Here is a 19332-nt window from a genome sequence, read left to right as displayed (position 1 = left end):
AATTTACTTGTAAGAATCCGGTATTTTTAATGTTTCTGGCTAAGCGTGCTCTTTGATAATACCCATCCGTTTGTTGTTAGTAGGTTGAGAAAAACCATAAAAACCGACCAAAATCCCCTGTCTGATGCCTTTATATAGTCAATATGTAATAAATCGATATCGGATACAGATGATTGTGAAAAACATTCGTCCAAATGAGTTTTGACTTACCTGCTAATACCCGATTGATTGATAAAGTGGTCCTATTTATTTCCTAACAGGAACCATCCTCAGTGCTATTCAAAAAAATTCGTGGCGCCTTTTCTAGCGATCTGTCCATCGACCTTGGAACTGCCAACACCTTAATCTATATTGCGGGACAAGGCATCGTCCTGAATGAACCTTCGATCGTCGCCTTCAAGAAAGATAAAGTCCGCGGCACTCAGTCGATAGCGGCCATCGGCGCTGATGCTAAACGCTTTGTCGGCCGGACGCCCGGCAACATTACCATCATTCATCCGTTGAAAGACGGCGTGATCGCAGACTTTGCGGTCACCCAACGCATGCTGCGCTTTTTTATCGAAAAAGTGCAAAAAAGTAAAATTTTGCGTTCGAGTCCACGTATTTCGATCTGTGTGCCTTCCGGCTCGACCCAGGTCGAGCGCCGGGCGATCCGCGAATCCGCCATCATAGCAGGCGCGCGGGAAGTGTTTTTGATCGAGGAGGCGATGTCCGCCGCTATCGGTGCGGGGCTTCCGGTCCATGAAACCATCGGCTCGATGGTACTTGACATTGGCGGCGGCACGTCCGAAGTCGCGGTGATTTCAATCAGCGACATCGTGTATTCAGCATCGATACGGATTGGAGGCGATCGTTTCGATAACGCAATCATCAACTTTATACGCCGTAACTATGGCACATTAATCGGCGGACCGACCGCCGAAAAAATCAAGATCGAAATCGGCGTTGCCTGCCCCGGTAGCGAGGTCAAGGAAATTGAAGTGATTGGGCATAATCTGACCAGGGGCGTGCCGCATGGTTTTGTGCTGAACAGCAATGAAATTCTCGAAGCGTTACAGGAGCCGTTATCCGCTATCGTCAGCATCGTTAAGACTGCACTTGAGCGAACTCCGCCCGATCTGGGCGCTGATATCTCAGACCGCGGGATCTATCTGACTGGAGGTGGCGCGCTGTTGAAAGATATTGACCGACTGATTGCCAAAGAAACCGGTTTGCCCGTATTTATCGCAGATGACCCGCTTACCTGCGCCGCTCGCGGCAGCGGTAGGGTGCTGGAAATGATGGGTAAAAAAGGAGTCTCTGCTTTTTCTCTGTGTAACGCGGCTACACCGGCTTTAATCAGATAGATAGGCTGTTCGACTTCATAATCGATCGTCTTATCGAGGAGCCTGGACAAGTACGCGCAGAGTCAGTATACAAAGGCCGAGCCGCACTGAATACAAGGGCAACTGCTAGAGCCGAGGCAATGAATGCTGGAGGCAAAGCGATTTCGACTCATTGAGCGATTGGAGTAATACCCTTCAGTAGACATGATTAGCAAAACTCACTGATCGCTTAGGGTCGCTGTGAGACTTTCAACCTTATCGAAACTATCGATTGCTGACTGTCTGCTTTATCAGCCGTGCACACGGCTGATAAGGCGGACAACGCTGTCAAAACTCGACATCGTGATAAACATTCTGCACATCATCCAGATCATTCAACATATCCAAAAACTTCTCAAACAACGCAAGATCATCACCGCTAATTGTCGTGGTAGTTCTTGGCAGAAACTGAATTTCGTCCACCTCAAAATCAATCTCACCAAAAGAATCCGATAAAGCCTGTTTGGCTTTGAAATAGTCGGCTTGAGGCGTGAACACGGTGACTTTCCTCTCATCGCTTTCAATATCGGTAACGTCGACATCGGCCGAAAGCAGCACCTCAAGAACCGCATCCTCGTCGGCATTGTTAAACGCCAGGATGGCAGCATGGTCAAACATGTGGCTGACCGTGCCTTGCGTGCCGATTTTACATTTTGTTTTGGTGAAACACTGGCGCACATCGCCAAAAGTACGGTTAGGGTTGTCGGTCAGGCAATCTATGATCACCATGCACCCTCCCGGGCCAAAGCCTTCATACCGCGCAAGCTCGAAATCTTCGCCGCCGCCGCCTTTAGCCTTGTCGATGGCTTTCTCGATAACATGGGCAGGGACCTGGTCTTTCTTGGCGCGCTCGATCAAACCGCGCAGTGCCAGATTTCCAGATGGATCTATGCCTCCGGATTTAGCGCATACATAGATCTCACGGCCATATTTGCTGTAGACCTTCGCCTTGGCATCAGCCGTTTTGGCCATGGATACTTTACGGTTTTGATAGGCTCTACCCATTTTGCTGCTGCTCCAAATGAAAATAATAAAGCCGCAGATTTTACAGATAAGTGTTGGCATAGGAAACTGATGAATTCCAAACAATGCTGCCTGTCAGGAATTCTCGGTCATGCCGCATGAGTTCATTGCACTACATCGTCCGATGTAGGCTGGGTTGGAGCTTTAGCGGAAACCCAGCATAGGCGACCGAAATGCCGGGTTTATCAACCTGGCCTGTCGCTGTTAAAAGCGCCGGTGTTCGGCACGGCAAACGGGATGAAAATTACCCGTGCCTAACATCAGTCAAAAAAAATGCGAATCATCAGGTCAAACGTTATAGAACGCATGATATAGCGCTAATAAATTGATTTTTGATCACCGATGTCTGTCTATTGAAGCGTTGAATTGGGTAGCTATACGGAAACTTATAATTGTTTGTCCAGGAGGCACGCCATGATCCGATCGCACATGGATCACATAGTCATTACAGCCCCTTCGCTGGAACTCGGCGCGGAATACGTCCGGCAGACGCTTGGGGTGAACCCGCAAGTTGGCGGCGAGCATCCTCGCATGGGCACTCATAACTGTTTGCTGAAATTGGGAGAAAAGCGCTATCTCGAAGTCATCTCCATAAATCCGAACGCTCCCCGGCCAGTCCGGCCGCGCTGGTTTCAGCTCGACGAACCTGATCCGTCTCAACCCGTTCGGCTGGCTACATGGGTTGCCCGCACGGACGACATCCATGCAGCGACAACGGCTTCGCCAATACCTTTGAGCGAGGTCGAGCCCATGAGCCGTGGCCAACTGAACTGGCTGATAACCCTGCCTGCGGACGGCAGCCTGCCTCTGTATGGGATTGCGCCGACTCTCATCCAATGGACCGCCGGGGGGCATCCGGCTGCTACGCTGCAGGAAAGCGGATGTGCGCTTGTGCGCCTTGAAGGATTTCATCCGGAACCTCAGGAGGTCATTAACATGCTTGGGTCCATCGGTTTTGACGGTGATTTTCGTGTCTGTGAACTGCCGCCAGACCAAAAGCCGTATCTTGTTGCCCACATTCAGACAGCCGCGGGTATGCGGCAGCTGAGCGCCCCTGGCTTTTCGCTCAATCCAGATGCGCCGCAGGCCGGTTAGCTCCGCGTTATACTTTCGTTATTCAGGAGGAGGGCAGGTGCACATGATTACAAGAAGTCTGGAAATTCGTCGCGCCGGTATTTTCGTGCTCCTGTGTCTTTCAGCCATCGGCGCTTATCCGGGGCGGGCGCAATCAACTGGAACCGTAAATCATCCCCAAAATACATTCACTGGACCCTGCGTGGGGTTCCATGCTCATCTTTTGCAAAACGGGCCAGCGGATTCCCAAGGGGTATACCATGCTGAGTGGGCCGGATGGGCCGGTTATGCGACTTTCTATGTCAACTATCACTCCGGGTGGACATATAGAATCACCCAGTCGAAACCCGTCAGTAACGGTTATCAGGTTTGTGTTAAACCCGCTGACCTCAAGGCTAATTTTTACTCATCAATCACGAAGGACATTCTTCGGTGGACTCCAAAAAACCAAGTTTCACCGGCTTGCTCCCAGGAAAATGCCGATTGGACCAAGGCGGCGCTGGACCATGAAAATGACCATGAGAAAATCACCAACCGGTACATCGAAGAAAAAAACCGGACCTGGAGCCCGGCGGGTTTTCAGCCCGAAGCATGCGGCGAGGGCATGAACGAAAACGAGGCCGGGGATAAAGCCAGGGCGGCATTGGAAGAAATAATCAATTCCCGCCTCCAGACGGAAGCAGAGCAGTTAAAAGAAAAGATCATGAAAAAGCACAAGGCGCATGACGAGGCACATCCGGTCAGGCTGATCAATTGCAGTATCTGTGAGGCGGACTAATGCGCTATCTGCCGTTCAAATCGAGCCGGTTGCTCCATTTATGCTGTATTCAAGTTGGAATGCCTGGCGTTGAAACACAAAGCGAGCCATTCCAGGCTGAGAGCAAAGCGTTTCATTAAAGCTGTCCCGCCGGGCTTATACTGAACTCCAGGCCCGGCGGGCTGCGTAACCTCAGCGATTAAGCTACTGTATTTCTATAGATTTGCGCTGGCTTTGTGCTGTCTTTGGAAGGGTAATTCTTAATATCCCATCGCTAAACGACGCCTTGACATTTTCAGTATCGACATTGTCGGGCAAGGATAAGGTGCGCTGATATTCGCCTCGCGATATTTCTCGGCGTAAATACCGGCCTTCCTGCGTTTTTTCCTCTTTGGTGGAGGCACGGATGGTCATGATCTGATTGTTGATTGACACATCCAGATCTTCCTTTTTAATGCCGGGCAGTTCCGCCTGAACCTCGATTTCGTTGTCGCGATCCACGATATCGACTTTGGGAAAGCCTCTTGCCATCCCCAAACCCAAGCCTCTCTCCTGACCCATGGGAAAATTCCAGTCAAACAATCGAGGCCATTTGCGCGATAAAAAGTCATCAAACAAATTATCGAGTTCATCAAATGACATCAGACCTCTGCCCGATGATCGCTGCATGCCTTGCTGCCCTTGCTGCTGCGTACCTTGTTGGGTATCAGATCCACCCGTATTCTTTTGTACATTGACTTCGCCGGTACTCTTTTCTGTACTAGGTTTGCTACTATTCATGAGGGTCTCCAAAAAATTCAATCACTATGTAATAGCCACTGAAGAATCCAGAATCAGCAGGCGTTCACTATACGACGATCATTTCTTGTAACTACGCTTTCCGCTCCTGGCCAGCCATCAAGTGCTTAGTCTGGCTTGCCTCATCTGAACGCTTAATAGATCTGTATGGCCTATCCGTACACTGCAAGATGCTTAATGTATTCCAAAATTATTATCACTTTCTCCAAAAAAAGGAATTCGTCCCAATACCTATTCAGAATCCGGAAGACGAAAGGGAAAAGTATTGGGCGTGTGTAACAGACGTCATACCCGCTATTGGCTTATCTTGAAAGAAGCGACGAGGCAGGCTGTTCCTTCAACGGTAGCCTGTCGGTGCAGGCGATGCCAGCCGTTGCAAGCACGTGTTGTGAAGGCGGCACAGGAAGGCCGGCACTAAAGGTGAAAGCTTTACAATGGTTGCTGACCAGGTGGCGCCGGGTGCGAAAGGCGCCTTTTTACCGGCATGGCCTTATTGACAGGAAACCAGCAATCTTCGGGCATCATTGCCGGCTTAGTGGCTATTATTATTTTTTGGCGGCAGGGGCATAGCGGGTCAAGCTAAACTGCAATGGATCAGAGCCTGTTACCAATACCATTTGGGCGCTTACCGGGCCTTGGCTGGCGCCATTTTTTATCAGTTTTACAAAAGGCAGAATGACTTTCCCGGTTTCAGGGATAAAAGTCACGGCATCATCCGAAGTTGCCGCGGTCTGATCAGCGGTTTCCAGCATGAAACCAGCGCCGGTCGGGCTGCCAGGGAGATTGATGAGTCTCAGGATTGCCCGAAATTTTTGATTGCCGACAATAACAACCGGCAAGGTCAGAATATTGCTGTCAAAAGAGAAAGAGGCTGTATGCGAAATATTCGGAAAGCCGGGCTCTTCCAGGATAAACCGCATGGGATCAGAGCCTGCTAATAGCGTCAATTGAGCATTTTTCGAGCTTGTCTTGGCGCCGTTTTCTATCACATCTACCGACGGTATCAGCACTTTCCCGGTTCCACTGTTATACGTTGCCGGATGCTCCGAAGATGCTGTCGTCGGTACGGCGCTGTTCAGCACGAAGCCATAGCCGGTCGGACTGCCTGCGAGTGTAACGAGCCTCAGCGCTGCACGGAATTTTTGGCTGCCGACATTGACGACCGGAACTGTTAGCGTAGTTCCGTCAAAAGAGGCCGTGCTAAGGAGAGGGGGCTTTCCTCCCGGCGAGTCGGTATCTCTAGGCGGTGGCGTGCCTTTAACGGGGGGAGGCGGCTCCGTCCCGCCATCGGTCTTGGGGGGGGATGTTGTTGCGACGATTTCCACAGCGGCGTAGTTCCAGCGATTACCGGTCGGCTCGGTGTCATGGATGTCGACCAGGCCGAGGGCATCGGACGGCGCGGCGGTCGATTGCACCCAAAAGGTATTGCCTGTTGCCGTATCGACCCATTGGTGGGCAATCACCTGTCCATCCACCGGCTTTCTGGCGACTGCACCGCTCCAGTCGTTGCCGACCGCCCATACCCAGTTACCGGCCTCTATGCCGGGCAGAGGGATATCCGGGGCGCCGGACGAAGCGCCTGTGGCGCCCTGAACGCCTGTGCCGGCGGCGTTGGTGAATGCACCTACAGCAAGCGAGCCATCATAAGCACCGTGCTCAGGTGTTGACGTGATAATGGCATTGGTCAGCACTCCAGACGCTCGCGCCGACCAGATTTCTGATGTGCCGCCTTGGGTATTGCTGCGTTTAACCAGCTTCCAGGGCAGGCCGGCACCCCTTACCGTAGCTGTCTGCGCTTGGTTGGGCGGACCATCGTAGGCAACGAAAGCAAGAAGCAAATCTCCCGATCTCGTGGTGGAAAATGGGGGCGTGGTTATTGCTCCAGATCCGTTTTGGGCAACAGCGGCATCTTTTCCGATAAGATTAGGCGGCGGCGCAGAATTGTCTACAGTGACGGTCATTTTTGCCAATTTGCCCGCATTGTCGGTATGGCCGGTATGGCCGGCCGCGTCGCTGGCCGAGGCGGTCAGCGTATGCGGGCCGTCGGCCGTTGCCTTCGTGTTCCATCGGGTCATGAAGGGCGGGCTGGTCACTGCGGAACCCAGCGGCTTATTGTCGATAAAGAACTGTACTCTCGAGACGTGGATATTGTCGGTCGCGGTCGCAGCGACCTGAACAATGCCTGATACGGTTGAATCAGCCTCAGGATCAGTTAATGTGATGGTCGGCGAGGTGGTATCCGACTCGCCCTGGGCCGCAGGCAGCACCTCCACGACGGTTGAGGTGCCGGTGCGGTTCGCCGCATCGGTGATCTGGGCAGCGAGCCAATGGCTGCCGTTCGTTACCGTCGTCGTGTCCCAGGCAAAGGGATAATCCGGTGGTGAGGTACCCATGCCCAGGGGGGCGCCATCGAGGAGATACTGCACGCCGGCCTTGCTGGTTGTCTGCGTATTCACTCTGAGAGAGATTGTGCCAAACAGGTGGTCGCCGTCCTCCGGCGATATCATGGCGATACCGGGCGGTGTCGAATCCGGGAAGACGGGCGCAAACGTCTGCACCACGGTGTTGTCTTTGATCACGATCCGGATGTCGGTAATGTTGTTTTTCTCGTTATCCTCGATGAGAAAATTGTTCGGGTCGGCGATAGCCCGGAACCAGTAAGTGCCGTCAGGCAGACCGGGCTGTCCGGTGGCGGAATCTGTAGGGAGTGTAATGGACTGGCCAGGGTCCTTATAATCGTAATTATCCACATAACCGACGGCTTGCCCGCGCAGAGAGGTCGGGTCGGTACATGGGCCCTGGTTGAGGAAGGCGCCGAAATTCGGCAATGTCTTATCATAGGCGAATGAGTTGCCAATACAAAAACCGATTTTGGGGCTAAGCGCCACGGGAGCCCCGACGCCACCATCCGATGCGACCGAGTAAAGTCCGAAGGCTGCCATGGGGAAATGGAAATGTCCATGTTCTGGGTGAAACTCGAACGCGCCAGGCACACGAATCTTTCTGGAGATCGACCATTGATCAGCGTCGAGCGAGTAAATATGCTGGAGTCCCTGATAATTACCAGAGGCCTCGTTGTAACTAGGCTGAATCTCGAGAGGGCCTGGGCCGGCGTTAGCGATATTGTGCGTGTAACGGAACTCCAGTCCGGACTCTGCCTGTTCAATCTTCATCTCATCTGCTGGGATAATGTTCCACAAATCAGGCAGTTGTTCGATGGCCTCCGCAGGGGGCGGAGTAGCAAAGCTGCTCATCGCCAGGAGTAAGACAAGAATAGCTTTTCTAGACATACTAACTCCTTAGAAATCCAAGTAATAACAGACTCGTCCGGTAAAACCGAATGTCTGCTTCTTTCGATAAGGTCAGCGCTTTTGGCAATATTGATTAGCGCTCAGTGAGTTATGTAATCATGCGGCGATATAGCATTGCATGCCTTATTCCCTGCCGACTTATATCGCACGCGAAGGTAAAGCCGTTTGTACTTTACTAATCTTTAATGTCTAACTATCTTTCAATGTCTAACTATCTTTCCTGTAACTTATTTTTAACCTCTGCATCTGTTTGATCCGCTTTTGCGAAAGCCTAATCTTGCAGAGGAGGCAACAGGGCTACTCCTTTCTCTCTCTTGCAGAGACCCATGCATGGATAAACCGAATATCTTCCAGTTATCAAATTATTGTGCATGTTTATGATCGGTAATTATTTCTGCTTCTTACTTAACCAGGCAATGGGTACAAATACTTAAGAGTCTGTCCAATATCTCCATGGCAATAGTGCCCAAAAAGCCGGATTGAAAACGCGGTGGACAATATCTATAAGGCTTAAGAAAAGGTCTCAGCCTTCTTTTCCCGAGAACTGAAATGAACTACGGGCTGTCAACAGTTTCAGCAGAAGCAATAGCAAAGTGAACGGGGTGGCATGGAACTCGAATTGAGAGCGGCAGTGACTAAACAGCTAAATCAAAAATGTTAGGCTGTCTGAAAAGCTGTTTCAGGTAGTTGCCGCACATGACATCCCGCAGCAATCAGATCCCCGTCAAGCCGCCTGGAAAATTCGAATCCTGGATGGGTAACCCGCTACCGATAGAGGAATTAGAAAATGAAACAAGTTACTGCAAGACAGCATCTTAACGACATCGTAGCCAACATACGCGCTGCCGAGGTTCTAATTGTGCAGGCCAGCAGAGAAACATCCGATGTAGTAACGCTTATTCAACTGAATACTGAATATTTGGCATTAGATTCCTATCTATCTCAGGTTTTGCACACACTCGCACTTTTGGATGACGCGCTTTTTCAAACAGCTACTGACGCCTTAAAACAGCAATCAGTCGTATTGCAGCAAGAAGAGGAAGATATTGGACTGACTGTCCGTAATCTTGATCTTGCTTCAGAAATTGCGGGTTATCTGGCGCAGGCTGCGCAAACCGCGGAAAGGTTGTAAAACCCATTTAACCAAGATAAAGATGAGTTGAGCGTCCATATGAAGCTCATGAACGGGCGGCCCGATAATGGTTTTTTTCGCAGTCCTGTAAAGTTCCAGGCGGGCACGGTTGTAACCCCCGCATCTTTCCGTCATGAGCGAATCCGGATTGCGCCAGAAGGATATGACCAGATATAACTCACCGGACGCTGCTTTTGTTTTGTAAAGCCATCGGCTGTTTAAACAGATCATACGGTTCTGCAGGCCGGAGAATTGCTCTAGACCATACGGAATTTACTCCGTATACTTGGGTGCCTGTTTCTCCCGGGGCGTCTTCAAAGACAGCCTAAGAGAAAACGAGCTGTATTTATGCTGTATTTATTCAGTTGCACGGATGAATTTTAGACAAAGTAATCGTGACATTTAAGGCTGGTGGGGTGGCGTTTTTGCATTCGGGATATAGTTCCAAAATCAATTTATCGACGGAAGAAATACTTGGAATAAGTCAGGAGATCAGTCGGGATTTTGCGCCATGCTTTTCAAGCCAGGTGCCGGAACTTGTCGAAAAAATCAGGCTTTCGCCAAGAGAACTGTTGGATATCGGCGAAGAAATCAGCCGGGACTTTGCCCCGAAAACAGCTTACAACAATCCTGAATTAGTGCTTTTGCCCGTCGATCCCCAGCACCTTTATGCCTACTGGCACCTTGGGGAAAACCGGGAAACTCCCCCGTCTGATGATGATTCCAGGACGCAACTGACCTTGAGGATTTATCCGCTGCCCGATGAAGAGCGGGAAACCGCCGAAACGGCATCATGGTTCGACATAGCCATTGATGATTCCAAGACTCAACAAAAAGTAGCCTTACCAGAGACAGTTGATGAAACCGCCTATTCAGCTGCCATTGGCACATGTTATTCGGATAATAGCTTTATCGCTTTCGCATACTCGAACATCGTTCATACGCCCCATGGGCAGATGACATGGCACCAGGACCATGAAAACACCGCTCCATGCGGCGCGAGCAAAAATGCCTCGGGCCGAGGAATCAGCAGATAACCGTGATGGTAAAAAGCGTATCGCGTCCTGCTCGGCAAGGGTTCCTGAGCATCATTCTCCACGCGCACCTTCCCTATGTGCGGCATCCTGAGCATGACAGTTTTTTTGAGGAGAACTGGCTGTTTGAAGCCATCACCGAATGTTATCTGCCGCTTATCGGCGTGCTTGACAGGTTACATGCGGATAACGTGGATTACCGGCTGACGCTGTCATTGTCGCCGACGCTGATATCCATGCTGCGCGATGACCTGCTGCAAACGCGCTATCTGAAATATCTGCATAGCCGGCTCGAATTGGCTGAAAAGGAAATCATCAGAACCCGCAGGCAGCCGGAGTATCAAAAATTGGCAAGGCTGTACCGGCGCTTTTTTTCAAATGCGCTGAACACTTACCAGGACCGCTATCAAGGCGATTTATTGACGGCTTTTAAAAAACATCAGGCCACCGGCAGGCTTGAGTTGATAACGACTGCCGCGACCCACGGTTTTCTGCCGCTGCTCAATGTCAGTGAAACCGCAGTCCGCAGCCAGATCAATACGGGCATCGCAACGTTTAAAACCTATCTGGGTTGTGCCCCGGCCGGCTTCTGGCTGCCTGAATGCGGCTATTATCCCGGTCTGGAGGCCGTGCTGGCCGATGCCGGCATCCGGTATTTTTTTGTCGACACCCACGGCATCACGGATGCCAGCCCGCAACCCCGTCATGGCGTTTATGCGCCGATAGACTGCGGCAACGGCGTCGCGGCTTTCGGGCGTGATCCTGAGTCGTCACGGCAGGTCTGGAGCGCGAAAGAAGGCTATCCGGGAGATGCGGACTATCGCGAATACTATAGCGATATCGGTTTTGAGCGGGAGCTGGATTATATCTCCCCCTATATTCTCGACGGGAAAACCCGTATCAATACCGGCATCAAGTACCATCGCGTGACCGGCAGGAACCAGCCTAAGGACATTTATAATCCGAGGCAGGCACGGGCGAAGGCGCACGAACATGCCCGGGATTTCATCGACAAGCGCCAGCGTCAAATTGATCAGCTTGGCGCCACCATGGACAGGCCGCCCATTATTGTCGCGCCTTACGATGCCGAACTGTTCGGTCATTGGTGGTTTGAAGGCGCCTATTGGCTGGAATGCGTGTTGAGACTGGCCAGTGAAAACGCCAACGGCGTCGAGCTCATCAGTTGCGGCGATTATTTAACACAGCAGCCCGCGCCGCAGGTTTCTACACCCGCGGCATCAACCTGGGGTGATGAAGGCTATTCCGGTTACTGGATAAATGAGGCCAATGACTGGATTTATCCTTTGCTCCACAAGGCGGAACTGGACATGGAGAAATGGGTTCGGGATGTTCGTGGCTTGACGCTCACCCCGTTACAGAGGCGGGCTTTAAATCATGCGGCCAGATCGATTTTGCTGGCCCAAGCATCTGATTGGCCTTTCATCATGAAATCGGGGACAACCGTCGACTATGCGAACAAGCGCATTACCGACTATCTGGCCAGATTTAACTATTTACACGACAGTTTTCGCAAGAACAGACTTAACGAGCGCTATTTAACCGCTCTGGAGATCATGGATAATATTTTTCCGGACATTGATTTTCGGGATTACAAGTCTTCAAGCGTAAGGGCGGGGCCCAAATCTCATCCGTATCAAGGTAAGGCTTAAGACTGCGAAGACACGAAGAACAGGAAGTTTTACCCTGTTTTACAGCGCCCTCCGTGGTAAATTAATCAATCTGTTTACACTCGATTTTTTGTCAGGGGCTGGTTTTTGATCCGGCATGCCTGATTATCTTTTCTTCCGGCTTGTATTTCATGGCAGGAATCGCGGGGACAAGGAATGAACAAAATCCAACTGCTGTACGTTGAAAATGTGATTAGCCGAAAAAAGGCAGGCGTTCGGCAAACGTTACGCTTTTTTACGCGGGTCGAAGACGTCAGTTATGACAAGCGGATCGATGTGGTCTGGGCAGGTGAAGATGGTGTATGGCAGACTTTGCCCGCAAGCTGGCACAGCAAGCCGGAACACGATAAGGAGTACTGGCAGGCCCGGATGGATTTTAGGCTTGCGCCTGACAAATCACTGCCCGGCAATATCCGGTTTGGATTGCGCTATCAGGTTTCGGGCGTCGAGTACTGGGATAACAATCAGGGACTGAATTATTCCAGCCAGGCCGATTCAGGCGTCAAGCTGACTTGCGCTCTCCCCGTTTTGAATATCGACTTTGCGAATAAGCTGGACGACGGACAAAAAATCGTCCCGGTTACGGTAGCGGCAGACAAGTTCACGGATGCCGACAAAGTGACCGTACACTGGACAACGGATAACTGGCGCCACACCCATAAAACCCCCTGTCATTTTAAAAGAGACCACTGGGACAAGGAGGCGCTCAGCAATGCCCGAAATCCCAATCAGTACGGGATTGCAATCTGGAAAGGCTGGCTCAGGATCGGCCAGGCTTTTCGCTTGCAATACAGCATCTCCGTTGAGCGCGACGGCCAGGTTTTTTGGGACAACAACTTCGGCAAAAATTATTCGGTCAGCCGCGAGCCGCTGAAAATCCTGATTCTTAATCTGCATTGTTATCAGGAGGACAACCAGGATTATAAGTTTTCCCAAATAGCCAGGGCGATTGAAGAACTGAATATCGATGTTGTCTGTCTACAGGAAGTGGCTGAGCTTTGGAATGACGGGGCAGGGGACTGGGAATCCAACTCCGCCAGGATAATTAATGACCGTCTGGCCAGCCCCTATCATATCCACACTGACTGGTCGCATCTGGGATTTGACAAATACCGTGAGGGCGTTGCCATTTTAAGCAAATATCCGCTTACCAAGCACGACGCCAGATATGTGTCGGGCAGCCATGATGTCTACGACATTCACTCCAGAAAAGTGGTCATGGCGCAAATCAGGGTGCCTTACATAGGGTCAGTTAATGTGTTTTCAGCGCATTTAAGCTGGTGGGAAAACGGGTTTTCCGAGCAGTTTAAACGACTGTGCGAGTGGGCCGATGCCAAACAGTCGGCACACGTCAAAGCCACGCTGCTGTGCGGCGATTTTAATATTGCCGCCGGATCGGCCGGCTATCATCTGGTGGTCGATGCCCATCAATATGAAGACCAGTATCTGGCCGCTAATTCGCAGGGCCTGTTTGAAAAAATCTTCAGAGTCAACGATCCTCACTGGCAGGATTATCTGAATGATGATTACCGTATCGATTATATTTTTTTGAATAAAGCCAGCGGGCTGCGTGTTACTTCAGCAAGGGTTTTGTTTACCGAGCAGGATTATGGGAGGGTTTCTGATCATTGTGGTTACTTCATGGTCTTTGAACCTAAATAAAAATTATAGGATACAAGGATAAAGATATGCAGATAGCTGAGCAGTGTGCCTATCCCACTCATGGAAACCTGGGCGGCGCTTTTGAACGGGTTAATGATTTTAATGATAAATTCTATATTCGTTGGGGAAAAATAGATTTTGATGTGTTTTTTGGCGCTCAGGCCAATGTAAAGGTGATTTTAAAAGTCTACCGCGATGCGGTCTGTGAAACCTACATTGTCGATACCGATGCCTATGATATTCAGTGGAATCGTCACAAGCGTTGTACACGGGATTTTTATATCCACCGGTTTTCCAGACATTTCGGGCCAATCAACTGCGTCAAGTTCGCCTTTATTGTGCATCTGAATGAGCGCTCCATCGCCTCTCAGAACGAATACATCTTCATGGATTCGCAGCAGTTGCAGGGAGACCAGCCGCAGTACCGAAAAATTACCGCGGATTGGGCCACAGCCAACAGCTATCGGACGTACGAACTGGATGCCGGTGAATTGCAGCGGGATGTGGACTGGTATAACCATCATTTCGAAGCCTTGCAATTGGTGCCCAAGTTCACCAAAGGACAACAGCACCATCCTTATCATCCCAAACGTTATATTCACGACCTTATCGACAAGGTTATCCGCTGCAAGCACCAGAATCCTGAACGCTTGTGCACCATAAAAGTCAGTGTGGATTGCATTGACGACCATGATTTTATCAGTCATCTGCTTCATGCCAGCCATCAGGGGGTTTGGGTTCAGTGCATCGTGGACTGGCGAAAAATGACTTTGACCAATAGCCACAACTATGCGCGATTAAAGCGCTCCCGGATTGAATTGATCGGCGTGTTTTGCACTCCCAGACATCATCTGATCGAAGTGGAGCCGGATATGCATACCAAATTCATTATTTTTAATGACGAGGATTGCATACTAGGTTCATTCAATATCACCTTCGATCGCTGGTGGGCTAATTGGGAATCGGGGATGACCTTCCATTCCAAAGGCATCTGCCGTCTGCTGGACAATATCTTCCAAAGCCAGCGGGGCGGCATGAATCAAAAATACGGCATCAATCCTTTAAGCCACTTCAACCTGCTCTATACCTTCGGACGGCACGTCATGCTTAACGGCAAGCCTTACCGGCCTCATCAGGCCATATTGGCCGAAATACACCGGGCCAGACATTCGATCAAACTGACATTATTCCTGATCGGCGACTTGCTGGGGGATCATCATGACAGCGTGGTCAATGCTCTGATACATGCCCATAACAGGGGCGTCAACGTACATATCCTGCTTAACGGCCATCTGGCCAGACAGGGGCGCATCGGTATAGAACGGCCGATGGCCGAAGAACTGGCCCGCCCGTTGCTGCCGGCCATAGACCGCTTGAAGTCTGCCAATATTCCGGTGGGGCTGGTTTACGGACAAGACGACCACCCGGTGCCTTATTCCCCGATTCATTCCAAATACTGCATTATTGATGATTATATAGTGATCGAAGGCAGTTTTAACTGGTACAACACCTCGGTTTTTTCCCATGATCTACTGGTCGTGGCCGCCAATCACGAAGTGGCAAAGCCTTACCTGCATGAGTTTGAGCAAATACAACGATCATTCAGGGTATATTACTGAATCAGTTTGAGGGGCAAACAGGGCTCCATCGATGAGTTGCAGCATCGGCGGTATCGGTTTGCCGCCCGGTCGGCGCGGCATAACTCAATCGTTAGTTGGAAATTGAACTGTTTTTGACTAAGGCCGGGTTTTCGGAGAATACCCTCGTGATCGTATTTGGCGCCTGTTTGTATCAGTTACACTGGCTTGGTCAGCCAAATAACAGGTCAGTCAGGATTGATAATAAAGGGCGCCAAGAAAATCCTGAGCAAGCCTGGGCAGGCCGTTGTACTCGATATCCAGGAACAAGTCGGATTGGACATCCTCTAATTGAAAATCTTGTCCAGGTTCCAGACAACTCAAACAGGTTCATTATATTAATGAAAAAACGGGTTTTGATCATATCGGCGGGTGTAGGAACGGGTCACATCAAAGCGGCCGAAGCTTTGGAGAAATCCTTTGCCGCCGACGGCCGGGTTGCGGAAGTCATCAACAACGATGCGCTGCAATACACCAACAAGCTGTTCCAGGAATTTCATTCCGGCTTTTACACATCACTGGTACGATCCGCGCCCAATTTCCTCGGCTGGTGGTATAAAACCAGCGATGAACCCTGGTACACGGACAGCATGCGGCACATGATAGACCGGCTCAATACCAAACCGCTGGTACGGTTCATCCGGGAATTCGACCCGCATATCACCGTCTGCACCCACTCCATGCCCGCCGGCATCATCTCCCATCTCATTGCAAGTCAACAGTTGCAAGCGCATCTGTCCATTGTGGTCACGGATCTGGATTTTCATGCCAAATGGCTGTCGCGCGCATTCCATCGCTATTTTGTCGCCATCGATGAAACCAGGGCGCACCTGGAAATGCTCGGGATTCCCCGCGAAAGAATCACGGTATCCGGCATACCCATTGATCCCGTTTTTCAACGGCCCGTCAACCGGGCAGAAGAACGGCTTCGGCTGGGATTGCATCCTGAAAAGCCGGTTTTGCTCCTGTCGGCGGGCGCTCTTGGCCTGGGACCTACCGAGTTCATGGCGGAGCGAATGCTCAACCTGAGTAGCGATGCGCAGACGGTGGTGGTTTGCGGACACAACGATGAACTGAAACAGCGCATCCTGCGATTGGTCGACAGCCGAAGCGCCCGCTTTAAGGTGCTGGGTTACACCGAGGAAATGCACAAGCTGATGAAAATGGCCGACATATTCATTGGCAAACCCGGCGGCATGACCACCTCCGAGGCTATCGCCTGCGGATTACCCATCTGCGTGGTTTCGCCCATCCCCGGACAAGAGGAAAGAAATAGCGATCATTTATTGGAAGAAGGCATTGCCGTTAAGTGTAATGACCTGACTACGCTGCCTTTCAAACTGGAGCGGCTGCTGGAGGATCCGGACAGGCTGAGCCGCATGAAAGCCAATGCTTTGCGCTTTGCCAAACCAGCGGCTTCGACAACCATTGTCGATACGCTGCTCGAAGACCGTCTTCCGGCATTATCACTGACCAAAAGTCAGCAAGCGGCAATTGCTCTGGCCGCGGGGCCGGAGAGCCAGCGCCGGTCCTATATTGCCGGCCCTGTCCCTTACAATACTTTTAAATTTCGCAAACAACAGTAGCGGGCAGTTCGTACTGCTGTCTGTGCGTTGGAAGTAAAAACCAGGTTTCTCCTGGGCTTTCCATGCGGGCGATTTGAAAAGGCTCTGCCGCAAATATTCATTTGGCCTGAACTTTTACTTTCAGTAACCACATAGTCCGGCAAAAATACCCGTTTTGGCCTATTTCATTAACAGGATATGACTTTTTATCCTGTACTCGGATCAAAGATACGAAAAGCTTTTTGCCGGCATGGTTTCATTAAATGGTCATATTCAAGCTATAGCATTGGCGGTTGGCAACCCATCCTGTTGAGTGGAAGATCCATGGTTTTGATTTAAAGACTCAGCACGATTGGCGAATGCCGGCCGCCTATTCCACTGTTGACGGATATAAACATACACCTTCCAGGAGAGCTTTATGACATTGCGAATTGCCTTCATCAGTGATGCCTGGCATCCACAGATAAATGGCGTTGTGACAACCATCGAAAATACGTGCTCAACCCTGGAACGATCAGGACATCGGGTTAAACTCATTACGCCGGATCAATTTAAAACAATGCCCTGTCCGACTTACCCTTCAATCCGATTGGCGCTTGCCTGTTATGGAAAATTGCAAAGGCAACTGGATGATTTCAATCCTCACCACATTCATATTGCCACGGAGGGACCATTGGGAATGGCGGCGAGACGCTATTGCCTTAACCGGAATCTGGCCTTCACCACGTCATTTCATACATTATTTGCGGAATACGTTAATTTGCGCTTTAAAATCCCTGTATCGTGGAGTTACGGCTTTTTACGCTGGTTTCATGCGCCGGCAAAAAGGATCATGGTTGCGACTCCCTCGGTGGAATCGGATCTGATTGCAAGGGGATTTAAAAACAGCATGGTCCGCTGGTCCCGTGGCGTGGATACGGATCTTTATCATCCAAGGGATAAGGCTTTTATATCACTGCCTCGCCCTGTCTCGATGTTTGTCGGAAGAGTGGCCATTGAAAAGAACATCGATGCTTTTTTATCCCTGGATATTTCAGGCACAAAAATTGTGGTGGGAGATGGGCCGCTGCTGAAAGAACTTAAAGCCAAATTTCCTGAAGCGGTGTTTGTCGGTTTTCAGACAGGCGAACACCTGGCCAACTATATGGCGGCCGCGGATGTGTTTGTGTTTCCCAGCCGCACCGACACCTTCGGCATTGTCATGCTGGAGGCATTAGCCAGCGGCATCCCTGTCGCGGCCTTTCCGGTAAGGGGGCCGGTGGATGTGATTGCCAGCGATAAGGTAGGGAAGCTTGATGAAGATTTAAAACAGGCGGTTACCAAGGCTTTGCAATTAGACGCCAAAGATTGCCGGAATTATGCCTTCAACTATTCCTGGGCCAATTGTACCGAGCAATTTTTTAATAATCTTGTCCCGGCTTTTGAACAGAATAAACAAATGATAAGTCACTCAGTCATTGAGCATCTTGAAAAATAACGTTTGTTCAGCGGCAAAAGCCAGAGTAGCTGATCCTGAACCACCAACGCCAGATATTAGATATCATTAGCCGAGCAACTGTTTCGGCATGTCATCCTTGAGCCGTACGCCTGAAAAACCGCGTTGCAATGCTTCATGAATCAAATAGGCCAGTTTGGCCGCCGCAGCCTGATAGGGCAGGCCGTCAGGCGGACGGATATTGGAGATGCAGTTGCGTTCGGCATCCGTATTACCGATACGAGGCGCGTACGTTAAATAGATGCCAAGGCTATCCGCGGCGCTAAGTCCGGGCCGCTCGCCGACGATGATCACGGCCAGACGCGCATTCAGCAGCGCGCCGATTTCATCCGACAGCGCCACCCGGCCATCGGGCGCCAGGCAGACCGGGCCGAGACGCAGACCACTTCGTTGATAAGTATCGACGATCGCTTCCAGCAGCGCCAGTCCATGGCTGTCCACGGCGGTCGACGACAAGCCGTTGCTGATGATCAGCGCTACATCGATGGCTTCGGCTGTGCGTGACTTGAGCCGTTGTCGGCTTGCCTCGTCAAGACAGCGGCCCAGGTCGGGCCTAAGCAGATACTGCACTCGGCTGGTGATCGGTGTTGCCAGGATCAATGCTTCCAGGCCGAGCATTTCGACCGCCTTCGCGAAGCGATCAATCGCCCAGGGCTGATGCACCGCGTCCCGGGTCGCTGCATGGGCGAGCTGGAAATCGAGCAGGGCCGATGTCGGCAGACTGCAACCTGCCCGGCCCTGGGCAATTCTGGCTTGCGTAAACTGGCGCAGCGTGTTCCAAGGATCGTTCAT

Annotated in this window: 14 protein-coding genes and 1 pseudogene; 11 read left to right on the top strand and 4 right to left on the bottom strand. The window is 51.0% G+C overall.

The genetic code is table 11. The features are described 5' to 3' along the window. Positions 1-272 precede the first annotated feature (272 nt). Positions 273-1346: a rod shape-determining protein gene (locus tag METLU_RS0112380; RefSeq protein ID WP_027158486.1), complete on the top strand. Its 1074-nt coding sequence runs from the start codon at positions 273-275 to the stop codon at positions 1344-1346. A gap of 306 nt (positions 1347-1652) precedes the next feature. Here the strand turns inward: METLU_RS0112380 and METLU_RS0112375 are convergent, their stop codons facing one another. Next, complete coding sequence (locus METLU_RS0112375; protein WP_027158485.1) at positions 1653-2369, bottom strand: YebC/PmpR family DNA-binding transcriptional regulator; 717 nt, start codon at positions 2367-2369, stop codon at positions 1653-1655. Positions 2370-2801: 432 nt separating this feature from the next. On the opposite strand from METLU_RS0112375, the gene METLU_RS0112365 reads away from it, so the two are divergent. The 3 genes and pseudogenes from METLU_RS0112365 to METLU_RS29300 all read left to right on the top strand — a co-directional run. Continuing rightward, the gene (locus tag METLU_RS0112365) at positions 2802-3482 is read left to right on the top strand and encodes a VOC family protein (protein ID WP_027158484.1); all 681 of its coding nucleotides are present in this window, start codon (positions 2802-2804) and stop codon (positions 3480-3482) included. Positions 3483-3525: 43 nt separating this feature from the next. Continuing rightward, entirely contained in the window at positions 3526-4239 is a 714-nt protein-coding gene (locus METLU_RS0112360; RefSeq protein ID WP_027158483.1) for a hypothetical protein, read from the top strand. A gap of 27 nt (positions 4240-4266) precedes the next feature. Then, positions 4267-4408, top strand: a pseudogene (locus METLU_RS29300) (IS701 family transposase); the annotation flags it as partial. Between the two features lie 14 nt (positions 4409-4422). Here the strand turns inward: METLU_RS29300 and METLU_RS25260 are convergent. Together METLU_RS25260 and METLU_RS0112350 are read right to left on the bottom strand one after the other, a co-directional pair. Further along, positions 4423-4998: an Hsp20/alpha crystallin family protein gene (locus METLU_RS25260; RefSeq protein ID WP_081679095.1), complete on the bottom strand. Its 576-nt coding sequence runs from the start codon at positions 4996-4998 to the stop codon at positions 4423-4425. Positions 4999-5561: 563 nt separating this feature from the next. After that, positions 5562-8306, bottom strand: a complete 2745-nt coding sequence (locus METLU_RS0112350; RefSeq protein WP_027158482.1) for an Ig-like domain-containing protein — start codon at positions 8304-8306, stop codon at positions 5562-5564. An 808-nt stretch (positions 8307-9114) separates the two neighbouring features. Between METLU_RS0112350 and METLU_RS0112345 the strand changes: the two genes are divergently transcribed. From METLU_RS0112345 to METLU_RS0112315, 7 genes are all read left to right on the top strand, one after another. After that, a complete protein-coding gene (locus METLU_RS0112345; protein ID WP_027158481.1) occupies positions 9115-9459 on the top strand; it encodes a hypothetical protein in 345 nt (114 codons plus the stop codon). Between the two features lie 395 nt (positions 9460-9854). Further along, a complete protein-coding gene (locus METLU_RS0112340; protein WP_196806539.1) occupies positions 9855-10496 on the top strand; it encodes a DUF4912 domain-containing protein in 642 nt (213 codons plus the stop codon). Between the two features lie 5 nt (positions 10497-10501). Continuing rightward, on the top strand, positions 10502-12163 hold the full coding sequence (locus METLU_RS25255) for a glycoside hydrolase family 57 protein (RefSeq protein WP_051299898.1): 1662 nt from the start codon (positions 10502-10504) through the stop codon (positions 12161-12163). 174 nt (positions 12164-12337) lie between these two features. After that, positions 12338-13843: an endonuclease/exonuclease/phosphatase family protein gene (locus METLU_RS0112330; RefSeq protein WP_027158479.1), complete on the top strand. Its 1506-nt coding sequence runs from the start codon at positions 12338-12340 to the stop codon at positions 13841-13843. A gap of 26 nt (positions 13844-13869) precedes the next feature. After that, positions 13870-15462 (top strand): phospholipase D-like domain-containing protein, encoded by a 1593-nt coding sequence (locus METLU_RS0112325; RefSeq protein ID WP_027158478.1) that lies wholly within the window; start codon positions 13870-13872, stop codon positions 15460-15462. Positions 15463-15821: 359 nt separating this feature from the next. After that, positions 15822-17066 (top strand): MGDG synthase family glycosyltransferase, encoded by a 1245-nt coding sequence (locus METLU_RS0112320; RefSeq protein ID WP_027158477.1) that lies wholly within the window; start codon positions 15822-15824, stop codon positions 17064-17066. A gap of 397 nt (positions 17067-17463) precedes the next feature. Further along, the gene (locus tag METLU_RS0112315; protein ID WP_196806538.1) at positions 17464-18522 is read left to right on the top strand and encodes a glycosyltransferase family 4 protein; all 1059 of its coding nucleotides are present in this window, start codon (positions 17464-17466) and stop codon (positions 18520-18522) included. Between the two features lie 66 nt (positions 18523-18588). Here METLU_RS0112315 and eutC read toward each other — a convergent pair whose 3' ends face one another. Next, positions 18589-19332, bottom strand: a complete 744-nt coding sequence (eutC, locus tag METLU_RS0112310; protein WP_027158475.1) for an ethanolamine ammonia-lyase subunit EutC — start codon at positions 19330-19332, stop codon at positions 18589-18591.

The organism is Methylobacter luteus IMV-B-3098, assembly GCF_000427625.1.
GTDB classification, from domain to species: domain Bacteria; phylum Pseudomonadota; class Gammaproteobacteria; order Methylococcales; family Methylomonadaceae; genus Methylobacter; species Methylobacter luteus.
Note: the sequence above shows the minus strand (reverse complement) of the source record. Positions and strands in the feature narration are given on the sequence as shown.